Raw genomic sequence first — 11,048 nt, forward strand, 5'->3', positions numbered from 1 at the left:
CGTCATCTCCACACTTCCAATCTATATTGTCTAATATAGATTATCCGTTATTAGTGGGGAATTTTTAAACGGTATTATCGAGGATTTTAACAGCGATTATGACAATATACCTGTTTCGATCAAGCAAGTATCCCCTTTCTCTCAAATGAAATCGACTTTACTAGAAGGCTGGGCGCAAATTAAACAGCAAACTACACTTCGCTCAATTGTTTGGATCACCTTGTTTATTGGCCTTGCGAGTGAAGGCTTCGACCGATTATCAGGTGCTCATTTTATTGAGGGGTTTCACCTTGATGAGGAAAAGGCGATTTACTGGTTTGGTGCCCTTTTTGCCGTAGCATACATTCTCAATATCGTATTATTAAAGTGGATTGAACTGTATGTTAAAAAGGATTATGCGCGATTGCTCGGGCTACTAAACAGCCTGTTAGTACTATGCTTAATTGGCTTTGCCTATAGTGGTAATTTCCTTCTAGCTGTTCTATTTTACTGGTTGATTTCTGCATTACGAGAAACGAATGAACCTTTACTTGCAGTGATGATTAATACACGTCTACCTGCAAATGGACGCGCTACTACTTTGTCAATGTTTGGACAAGTGGATGCGCTTGGTCAAATTGCAGGTGGTCCTCTTATTGGCTTCATTGCCCTTTATACATCTGTTACACATGGCATTGCGGCGACAGCGATTTTCTTTTTGCCTGTAGTCTGGCTCTCTTTAAAAATGCGTAATAAAACACGACATCTTACATACGATGTCGTGTTTTATTTTTATTTTATAGACTGGCGAGGAATATTTTTATTGCTTATTAGCGTTCGTTCATTAGAAATAATTCATTTGAAATCGTTGATTACCTCAGGAAGCGTGTTTTGGATACGACTTATTTTTTGATAAGCGTCAGCACGCTGTAAAATGGCCTAGCGTGTTAGTAACAATATGATTACATCCTGCCAAATACAAGAAAAATGCCATTTTCATGCGAATGATTTGCGCATTGACAACGCGGTTTTTAACAAAACACTCCCCAAAAGTGGCTGAAAACGGTCCTTTTTGGTCCTGAAACGGTCGATTTCGGGACAGAAATGGGCAGTTGAAACACTCAAAAGCTCCTTTTTAATAAATGTCATGCCAGCAGCTCAACGATTTTCGTTAGGCGATTAAAAGCGATTCAAAAACACCCGTCAGAGGCTTATTTCTAACCCATTTTAGCTGATTTCAAGCCGTTTTAGTTCCTTTTTCGCTATATGTTTTTTCAATAAATGTCAGTTTTTTCATAATTACTTGCTGTATGTGCTTAAAAAGGATAATCATTTGTGGAACTGGCACATATTTTCAATTATGTCGTATCCAAAACACGCTAGTTGGGCTTTTCATTCATTTCAAGTGAACGACTGAGTGCTTCATAGTTACGTGATGGATGCTTTAATTTCGCTACCTCTAGTACAGATTTTGACATGACTCGATAGGTGTTTTGATATTTTTTTGGTATAACCGCTAGATGCTTGTTTACTGTCGTCTGATCGCCGCGCTCAATAGGACCTGTTAGCGCAACTACTGGTCCCTTATCATAAATATTTTGGGCGTTTTGTAAAAATAATTGACGGAAGGCTTGCTGTGCAATGTCCCCGGAAAATCCTGCCTCACTGAAAAGCTGCTGACTCGTATGCACAAGGCCATTCACAAGATTACTGCACGTCACACAGGCCGCATGGTAAAGCGCCTTTTGCGGTGCGTCAATAATCGGTGCCTCATTCCCCCAGCACGTAATCTTTTGCTGTACATCTTCACAAGCTTGGCTGTCGCCTTCTAACGTAAAAATAACAGATGTATCAAGTGCGGTCGTTTTTGCTGGAAACGCTGAAATCGGATGCAAGGACACAACAGCGTACGAGCGCGTGTCATTCGTCGCCATTATTTGAGCCGATGCGGCACCCGAGCAATGAAAAATAATCATCCCTGGTCGTAGCAGCGGCTCAATTTCTTGAAATACAGTGGCAATCGCACTATCTGACACCGTTAAAAATAGCCAATCACAGGCCGCTACAAGCTCCTCGGTCGATGCAAAGGCGTCTGTATTCGTCAGCATCGCACTTTCCTTCGCATGCTCGAATGTGCGACTTGCGTAACCCGCAACCGCTTCCCCCTGCGTGATGAAATAACGCCCGAGCGATGTCCCCACATTTCCTGCACCAATAAATCCAATTGTCATGTTCATTCCCCCTTCTCTGTCCTTAGTTTACGGGCTATACGTAAAGATTGTAAAACGAATGCGTGATATTTCGATCCAATGAACGGGTACACAAGCTGTAACAAAGGGGGTTTTACGATGATAGAAGTTGAAAATCTTTATAAAAAGTTCGGAAAGCATCCGGTCATTCAAGGTATTTCGATGACAATTCCACCGAGTGAAATTTGCTGTCTACTCGGTCCATCTGGCTCTGGAAAAACGACACTCATTCGCCTAATGATTGGTGTGATTGTAGGTGACGAGGGAACTGTGAAAATCGACGACGTCAACATGCCTAATTTATCTATGCTAGGGGATATTGGCTTTATGCCGCAAAATGATGCGATGTATGATGATTTATCTGCTGAGGATAATTTACGCTTTTTCGGCGGGCTTCAGCAAATGAAAAAGGAAACACTTGAAGTGCGGATGAATGACGTACTAGCACTCGTTGATTTAACCGCGCACCGAAAAAAAATGGTCCGTGATTTCTCCGGTGGTATGAAAAAACGCTTATCACTCGCCGCAAGCATTTTACATTCTCCAAAAATATTATTTTTAGATGAGCCAACTGTTGGCATTGACCCGGTGCTAAAGCGCACGATTTGGAATCAATTTCAGGAGCTAAAGCGCGCGGGTACAACGATTATCGTCTCGACGCATGTCATGGATGAGGTGACGGAATGTGACAAGGCTGCGCTCATTTACAACGGGCGGCTAATCGCCTATGATGCCGTTCCTACCCTGTTAGCTAGTACGACCTCTGGAAAAGTAGAGGAGCTCTTTATTATGACGAGTGAAAAAGAAGGTGCTCGTCTATGATGCATTTAGCGAAGCGCGTCATCAAGCAAACCGTCAATGATAAACGCAGTATAATGATGATTTTAGTCGCTCCCTTGCTCATTTTGACGCTCGTTTATTTTTTATTAGGGGATTCCAACTACAAGCCGACTGTTGGCATTGAGAAAGAAAGTCTACCTGAACCACTCGTAACAGCGATGGAAGAGCAGCATATGCATATCAAAAAATTACCTAGCGAGGCATTTGACGAACCGGAAAGTTATTTGAAAAAGCATGAAGCAGTGGATGCCTTGTTTGAACTGAATGACAGTAGTGTGTCGATTACATTAGTTGAATCTTCGACAAAGGGCGCAAAAGCAATGACGGCGATACAGGATGCACTGGCAAACGTCAATCCGGCAGCAAAAATGGACATTTCCTATGTATACGGGGATGCAGACCAAACGCTTTTTGATTCGCTTGGCTACGTATTTTTAGCACTTTTCTCGTTTTTCCTTATTTTCATTATTTCCGGTATGGCACTCGTACGCGAACGCAGTGGCGGGACACTTGAACGGCTATTAATGACGCCCATTAAGCGCAGTGAAGTTATTTTAGGCTACACGCTTGGCTATAGTGTTTTTGCGGTTGTGCAGGCGATATTAATCGTCTTCTACGCGGTTTATGTACTCGATTTAAGCTCTGCCGGGCATATTGGTTGGATTTTTGTCACGATGGTGCTACTGGCAATTGTTGCGGTATCATTTGGTGCGATGATTTCCGTCTTTGCACGCTCAGAGCTTCAAGTCGTCCAGCTTATTCCGTTTACCATTATTCCACAGGTCTTTTTCTCCGGCCTTATCCCGCTCGATTTAATTCCATATCATCTCGACAACTTATGCTATATTATGCCAATTTACTACGGCGCAGCGGCGATCAAGGGCATCATGGTGTATGGGGACGGCTTCGCTGGCATCTGGATGTATTTAGCAGGGCTACTTGGCTTTGCGCTCATTTTGTTCCTCATTAATATGCAGGCCATGAAAAAATTCCGCCGTTTATAATAGCAAAGAGGCTTTGACATACGTGTAAAGACAGCCTCTCCTATGAATATACGAAAAACCGGAATCGCGCTGTGGCACGGTTCCGGTTTTTCGTTGTGAACGCTAGTTTTGCCCTAGCCTCATTTTTCTAATGTGCGATCATTTCATGTGCAATATCATGCCCTGATAAATCAGCTGGATAATACGTTGGCCAATTATCCATTTCCTCTAATAATTTTGCGCGGTCATCGCCAAAATACAGATGGAAATGAGATGATTTTTCGTCATGAATAATATGATCGCTAAATTGTACATATTTCGGTGCAGTGGATGCGTCATCAACTTGCTTGAAAATATAGCGCACGCCGCGATTTCCTTTTTCATACGTCAAAATTTCATAGCCATCCGCCTCGTATGTACCCGTCACTTTCTCTTTTCCCTTATAAAATGTCATTGTATTCGCTGTAATATCAATGGCTGTGACATCGGTTTTATAACCCACTTTATAATATTTTTTGTAGGCTGTAGCGGTCTTATCCCCATCCGCTGCCTTATGTTCAAACACTTCGTCTAGCGTCCCATCTTGCAAATACGGATAGACCGATTGCCAATTATTCGCCCAATTTGTTAGCGGACGGTCTTGTACATCTCCATCCTCAAAATAGCCTTCATAGATTTTTTGAGCTGCTTCACTTTTTTCATCATGTGCGTGTGTCTCTTCCTTTTCAGTCGATTGTGCAACCGTTTTTTGCTCCTGTGTCTCGGTTTTTTCCTCCCCACATCCCGCAAGTACGAAAGCTAATGCTACTACTGCTGTTGCTGCTCTCCACTTTTTCATTTGTTCCACTCCTTAAATCGTAATTGTTACGTTTTATAATATATCGTAATGATTACGATTTGTAAATAGATAAATTAAAAACCACTCATCGCTGAATGGTTTAAAAGCTAAACAATGCAAACAAAATAATGACTACACTGGCAATGCCGTAAAAAAATGCACGCTTCGCTTTTCGCTTGTACATCTCGTATGCAACAAGTGCGAAAAATAAGCCAACAAATAATGTAATAAGCGGCATATACGTAAAGTTTTGAGTAATAAAACTACCAATCAGCATCGCCCACAGCACAATCAATAAGCAAATTTTTATCCAAATCATTTATTAACTCTCCTTTTTTGTCATTTTTCTGATATAATAAATTGTACCATATATTGTATTTAAAGGGAGATTATTATGAAGAAATGGTTTATGATTGGTATTCCTGTTGTGATTATTTGTGCGATTGCGTGGTTTGTTTACGCAGAAATCAACGGGAATCCATATGTGAAATATCAAATGGACAAGGAATTACCAACGCATCTTGAAAAAGCTGGGGAATCAAAGGCGGCTACATCAATGTATTTGTTCGCAAATCCAAAATTCCTTATAAACAATGATTATTACGGTGATATTTATACGCTTGAATTTAAAGATGAACCTCATATGCATTATTACTATGGTTTATCTAAAAAAGATAAAAAAATTACGCAGTTTTGTGAAAAAGATTTTGATAAAGATGGCGTAATAGACACCATTACAAAAGAAACAAAGCACGCAGAAAAAAGCTGTGTCTCAATGTACGCAAATCGCGATTAAGCGCGGTGAGATAAAGTGACTGGAACAAAACACATCATGTTCCTTTTTTAGTGTTCACAACGAGAAACCGGAACCGCGCCACAGCGCGATTCCGGTTTCTCTTATGCTCATAGGAGGAGGCATTTTTACACATATGTCCCGGCCTCTTTATTTTTTCTGTTCATAAACCCCTTAATATGTAATAATTGGAATATATAATCGTAGAGGAGGGTTTTTGAATGACGTGGATTACATATACCAAACCTCTGTGGCTTGGGTTATTATTGTTGACTGTGCTAAGTAATATCTGGCTCTATCAATTTGGCACACATATTATGCCAACGGATTCAAATGGCGTCGTTTTAGGCTCGCTCATTGATTTATTAATTGTCGCCCCCCTTATGTTGATGCTATACCGCAATCGATTGTCATGGAAGCAAGCAATTTTATTTTCGGCAATCGGCTGTGTGTTTGTACGTTTTTTGATTCCGGGGCATCTACTCGCGCCCTATGCGACAATTACATGGGTAGGTGTTGCGATAGAGGGGGGGTTAGTGGTCATTGAGCTTTTTCTCCTCATTCGGTTTATCACGTATTTCCCGCGTATTATAGCCTATGTGAAAACTAGCTCGCTGCCGATACTTTTCGCCTTCAGTGATGCACTCGATAAGCATGTACGGAAAAACCCGATCATTCATGTGCTATGCTCAGAATTATTAATGCTCTATTATGCCTTTGCAAGCTGGAAAAAGCCCATTCCACACGGCATTACACTACATAAAAAATCGAGTTTTGTTGCCTTTCAGCTAATGATGATTCATGCGATTGTCATTGAAACGATTGGCATTCATTACTGGTTGCACGAAAAGGCGCCGATTATCTCACTGATTCTGCTAGCATTTAATATATACTCGGTGCTATTCTTTATTGCAGACTTACAAGTAATGCGCCTGACTCCTTCCGTTATGCGAGGGCAAACAGTCTATCTCTCACTTGGTCTTCTGAAGCGTGCCAAAATTGATGTCGCGATGATTGAAGAAATCATTGAGGATGATGCTCTTCTACAGCGTAAGAAAACAAAAGATACGGTCGAATTTATTACCCGCGATTTTGAAAAGGTCTACCCAGATATAGTATTAAAAATGCGCGAACCACAAAAAGTGACGCTCGCAATGGGTTTTGAAAAGCACTATCACTATGTCGCAATTAAAACCGATGATCCGCACGCATTTAAAGCACAGCTATTGCATGAAAAAGAAAAACTACTCGCACAGAACTGACATCTGAAAGTGAGCATTCGTTTATCAACATGCATTTATCACCCTAATCGAATGCTTCATGCTGGCGTTATAGCGGGCTGCCTTTAGAGGACATGCTCATAATAACGCCTTTTTTGTTTACTTCATGCGCCTTTACCTTATCTATCGCTCTTTCACATAACGAATAAATGGATTATTTCACTAACTGCCACGCTTGTTCCTTTTGCATTGTATGACTATACTCGTTTTTTACCCATGAAAAAACACCTCCAAAAATGGATCAGATCCCTTTGAAAGTGTCTTTTTATAGTGTCTCAGATCTTCAATTATAATAGCGCAAGTAAATCGTCTAAATCCTGTTCCTCTGTAGCCCAGCTTGTCGCAAAACGAACGACTGTATGTGTATCATCAAAGGGCTCCCAAACGCTAAATTTCGCTTTTTCAGAAAGTGCCTGCATCGCGCTATTTTCTAAAATAACGAATTGCTGATTCGTTGGTGATTCAAAGAAAAATTGATAGCCTTTTTCGCGTAAATTAGCCTTTAATTTTTCCGCTAAACGAATAGCATGTGCTGAAATATCCATATATAAGTTATTGGTAAATAATACATCAAATTGAATACCTAGCATACGGCCCTTCGCTAATAGTGCACCATTTTGTTTAATGGTCGTGAAGAAATGCTTGATGTGATTGGCCTTCGTCACAACAACCGCTTCGCCAAACATCGCACCAACCTTCGTGCCACCAATATAAAAGACATCACAGTTTTTAGCGATAACCGGTAATGTCACGTCAGTATCCACTGCCGCTAAGCCGTAGCCTAGTCGCGCGCCATCTAAGAATAATGGTAAATCATATTCGTGGCATACATCATGAATCGCTTCAAGCTCCGCCTTTGAATACAAGGTACCGTATTCTGTCGGATGCGATACGTAGACCATACCGGGCTGTGGCATATGCGTGTGGCTTGCATCCGCTAAAAAGGCTTGCATATATGCGGTAATGCCTGCTGCGGTTAACTTGCCATCTACTTGTGGGATTGTTAAAACTTTATGTCCGCCCGCCTCAATAGCACCTGCTTCATGTGTGCTAATATGGCCTGTATCTGCAGCAATTACACCCTCAGAAGTATGTAAAATCGAATTAATGACCGTCGCATTTGCTTGTGTACCGCCGACTAAAAAGCGTACTTCCCCTGCTGGACATTCACAGGCCGCCAAGATTTTTTGCGCGGCACTTTCTGTATAAGGGTCCTGGCCATAGCCCGATGTTTTCTCCATATTGGTTTCCATTAATTTTTCTAAAATGCGTGGATGCGCACCTTCTAAATAATCACATTCAAAATTCAACATTATTCTGTCACACCTTTTCTTCTAGCACAGATTGGATATTGTGCATACTTTTATTATGGAAGCTTTTAGACTCCTCTCTATTGTATTCCTATACTAGCAAATTAGCTGATAAAGTTAACCAATTAATTAAAAAAATTCAGCAATGTAGGAATAGCTCATCAACGCTCACATCTATTTTACTAGCTGAAGTCAGCATTATCTAAAGTGGGCGAATAACACACATTAAAAAAACGAGCACCCTATAAAAGGAATGCTCGTTTTTCTATTCGACTACCGGTACCGCCTCTTTAGCATGTGCTTGTGATGGTACGCACGCTAGCGCAATGGCCGCAAATACGAGTAAACATCGCTAACTTAGTTATATGAAAAATTTCATCAATAATTAGAAAGAATGATTGCTGCCATACTCACGACAGCATAAAGCAGCCACCATTTCCACGATTTTCCGCCAAATACTTTCGTGTAATTTAAAAGAATAATTCCTAAAATAAGCACGAAAAACATCCGCAATGATTTGATGATATCAACTGCCTCTAAAAAATTCACGAGGACAATGCCTAGTACAATCACAATCATTGCACCGTACATTATATTTTTAAACGCATCACTATTCTCCAATTTACCAGTCATTATCGGTATAAAACAAAGTACAACTAACACAAGTGTGCTGTACGATAAAAAAGTAATCATGTATTGCTCCTTCTAAAATTACATTATAATATTTTCTAATAGTGAGATGTAGCAAAATGCCACGACGCATTTCTTTCCTATTCTTCCTCTTCCACATATTCTAAAATATCCCCTGGCTGGCAATCAAGCGCCTTGCAAATGGCGTTTAGCGTTGAAAAACGAACCGCCTTTACTTTACCTGTTTTTAAATTAGATAAATTAACAACGGATATGTCTACAAGCTCCGCCAATTTACTAAGCTGCATTTTGCGATCTGCCAGCATACGGTCTAACCGAATAATAATCATACGTTCACTTCCTATACTGTTGCATCATACTGCTACTAAAACATATACAAAAGTATACATCTAGCTTTTTCCTGCTTCTCAGAATGCGTTCTCGGCACGTACTCCCTACTAACGTTTGTATCACTCTCCACAGGCTTCAATTCCGATGTAGCCCACCGTACTTTATTCATTTAAACGGACACTAACAACGCATATTCTGTCGCTTGTTTTAAATTGATAGAAGCGTTTAAATCTCGGTCTAGCACTGCATGACAGTTTACACATTCATAAACCCTATCTTTCAGTGTTAAATCTACTTTTTTATGCCCACAACAGCTACATAACTTAGAACTAGGATAAAAACGATGCACAAGGCGTAATTCAATTCCATACGCTTCACATTTCATCTGTAATTTTGTTCTAAAATGGAAGAATCCTTGTTTTGCAATCGCTTTTGATAAGTGTCTGTTTTTCATCATACCTCGAACATTTAACTCTTCTAATGTAATGAATGCTGGTTTGGTTTTTACCAATACACTCACAATGTTCTTATGATAATTTTCTCGAATATTTGCTAGACGCTGATGTAACTTTTGTACTCGACAGATTTGTTTTTGTCGATTGTTAAAGTAGCAGTTTTCACCTGCCTTTTTAAATTTATTTTGTTCATAACTTCTGCTCAATTTCCGTTGAGCTTGTTTTAGCCGTTTCTCAAGTTTTCTTACTTTATCTGTTTTATTGATATTTTCATAAACCTTACCGTTGCTCATAATGGCAAAATCTTTGATTCCTAAATCAATACCGATACCTTCTGATTCAGGTGTTTGCTTATCACATTCAGGAACTTCACATAAGACCGAGATATAGAATCTGTCTGCTTTTTGTGACACTGTACCGCTTTTGATAATTGCGCCTTGAGGCAAATAAGCAAACTCCTTGAGCGTTACCCACCCAATCGTAGGGATTTTGATTTGATGACGTTTTAGTGCAAAATCAGTCTTATTATTTTTGGGGAAATACGATTTCACATCTTGTCTAGCTTTCTTCTTGAAGCGAGGGTGTTTACTTAATCCTTTGAAAAAATTTTTATAAGCACGTTCAGCGTTCATAATCGCTTGCTTAACCGCCTTGCTTGATACCGTTTTAATCCATAAGTCTTGTTGGTTTTGTTTCGTATGAACGTTATTTAACCATTTCGAGAAGTCATAACCACTCATGAATTTTCTACCTTCTTCGTAATTGACACGATTCGTCGCAATGTACATGTTATAGACATAGCGACAAACACCAAAGGTTCTGATGAGTTTTTCACGTTGTTCTTTAGTTGGTTTGATTTCTAATTTGTATGCACGTTTCACAACTCATCATCCTTTTGTATTTTTTGTTTGTACTTGCGTAAGCCATAAACACCTATTGATGCTTTTATCCACATTTGTTAATGTTTTTGTTTACTGTTCAATCGCTCCTGTTGTAAGAATGCCGTTTAATTAAACAACTCTTTAAAAGTCTATACCCTGTTTTTTTAATGAACCAACATCTTTTTAATGATTATAATTAAATAAATAATGCATTAAGTTAAAATTAAGTGTTTTTATGATCAAAACATACTCTCATTTTAATTATCATATCAGCAGTCAATTTATCAGAAATGGCAGAAGAACTTCAAGCCTTTCTTGTAAAATCCCACGTCTAATGAGAAAAGCAGGAAGCACATTTTGAAGTGACCCCTAATTGTTAGACACGGTTATTTTGTTTAAGCAGCTTGTATAAAATGAGTTCGGTATTGTACCGGGCTCATTTTTAATTTTGCCTTAATT

The 11,048-nt window shown here is 39.7% G+C and carries 12 protein-coding genes; 5 read left to right on the forward strand and 7 right to left on the reverse strand.

Annotated features, from left to right (window positions below; translation table 11 throughout):
- Positions 1-145 precede the first annotated feature (145 nt).
- Positions 146-892 (forward strand): hypothetical protein, encoded by a 747-nt coding sequence (locus ACFSY7_RS01020; RefSeq protein WP_380146496.1) that lies wholly within the window; start codon positions 146-148, stop codon positions 890-892.
- A gap of 466 nt (positions 893-1,358) precedes the next feature.
- Here the strand turns inward: ACFSY7_RS01020 and ACFSY7_RS01025 are convergent, their stop codons facing one another.
- Positions 1,359-2,210, reverse strand: coding sequence for a Rossmann-like and DUF2520 domain-containing protein (locus tag ACFSY7_RS01025; protein WP_380146497.1), 852 nt, complete (start codon positions 2,208-2,210; stop codon positions 1,359-1,361).
- A 117-nt stretch (positions 2,211-2,327) separates the two neighbouring features.
- Here ACFSY7_RS01025 and ACFSY7_RS01030 point away from each other — a divergent pair, with 117 nt between their 5' ends.
- Both ACFSY7_RS01030 and ACFSY7_RS01035 read left to right on the forward strand, forming a co-directional pair.
- Positions 2,328-3,050, forward strand: a complete 723-nt coding sequence (locus ACFSY7_RS01030) for an ABC transporter ATP-binding protein (protein WP_380146498.1) — start codon at positions 2,328-2,330, stop codon at positions 3,048-3,050.
- Positions 3,047-4,072, forward strand: coding sequence for an ABC transporter permease (locus ACFSY7_RS01035; protein ID WP_380146499.1), 1,026 nt, complete (start codon positions 3,047-3,049; stop codon positions 4,070-4,072). The genes ACFSY7_RS01030 and ACFSY7_RS01035 overlap by 4 nt, the downstream gene beginning before the upstream one ends.
- 127 nt (positions 4,073-4,199) lie before the next feature.
- On the opposite strand, the gene ACFSY7_RS01040 is transcribed toward ACFSY7_RS01035, so the two are convergent.
- Entirely contained in the window at positions 4,200-4,889 is a 690-nt protein-coding gene (locus ACFSY7_RS01040; RefSeq protein ID WP_126990440.1) for a ZinT/AdcA family metal-binding protein, read from the reverse strand.
- 100 nt (positions 4,890-4,989) lie between these two features.
- Positions 4,990-5,208: a hypothetical protein gene (locus ACFSY7_RS01045; protein WP_380146501.1), complete on the reverse strand. Its 219-nt coding sequence runs from the start codon at positions 5,206-5,208 to the stop codon at positions 4,990-4,992.
- A gap of 75 nt (positions 5,209-5,283) precedes the next feature.
- On the opposite strand from ACFSY7_RS01045, the gene ACFSY7_RS01050 reads away from it, so the two are divergent.
- The gene (locus tag ACFSY7_RS01050) at positions 5,284-5,685 is read left to right on the forward strand and encodes a DUF3139 domain-containing protein (RefSeq protein ID WP_380146502.1); all 402 of its coding nucleotides are present in this window, start codon (positions 5,284-5,286) and stop codon (positions 5,683-5,685) included.
- 218 nt (positions 5,686-5,903) lie between these two features.
- Positions 5,904-6,944: a beta-carotene 15,15'-monooxygenase gene (locus ACFSY7_RS01055; protein WP_380146503.1), complete on the forward strand. Its 1,041-nt coding sequence runs from the start codon at positions 5,904-5,906 to the stop codon at positions 6,942-6,944.
- A gap of 305 nt (positions 6,945-7,249) precedes the next feature.
- Here ACFSY7_RS01055 and ACFSY7_RS01060 read toward each other — a convergent pair whose 3' ends face one another.
- The 4 genes from ACFSY7_RS01060 to ACFSY7_RS01075 form a co-directional block, all read right to left on the reverse strand.
- Entirely contained in the window at positions 7,250-8,275 is a 1,026-nt protein-coding gene (locus tag ACFSY7_RS01060; protein ID WP_380146504.1) for a threonine aldolase family protein, read from the reverse strand.
- Between the two features lie 375 nt (positions 8,276-8,650).
- Positions 8,651-8,965, reverse strand: coding sequence for a hypothetical protein (locus tag ACFSY7_RS01065; protein ID WP_380146505.1), 315 nt, complete (start codon positions 8,963-8,965; stop codon positions 8,651-8,653).
- A gap of 77 nt (positions 8,966-9,042) precedes the next feature.
- Positions 9,043-9,252 (reverse strand): helix-turn-helix domain-containing protein, encoded by a 210-nt coding sequence (locus tag ACFSY7_RS01070; protein WP_380146506.1) that lies wholly within the window; start codon positions 9,250-9,252, stop codon positions 9,043-9,045.
- A 170-nt stretch (positions 9,253-9,422) separates the two neighbouring features.
- Positions 9,423-10,589 carry an RNA-guided endonuclease InsQ/TnpB family protein gene (locus tag ACFSY7_RS01075; protein WP_380146507.1) on the reverse strand — a complete coding sequence of 389 codons (1,167 nt, stop codon included), beginning with the start codon at positions 10,587-10,589 and terminating at the stop codon, positions 9,423-9,425.
- Positions 10,590-11,048: the final 459 nt, after the last annotated feature.

Source organism: Kurthia populi, from assembly GCF_042686175.1.
In the GTDB taxonomy this organism is placed as follows: domain Bacteria; phylum Bacillota; class Bacilli; order Bacillales_A; family Planococcaceae; genus Kurthia; species Kurthia populi.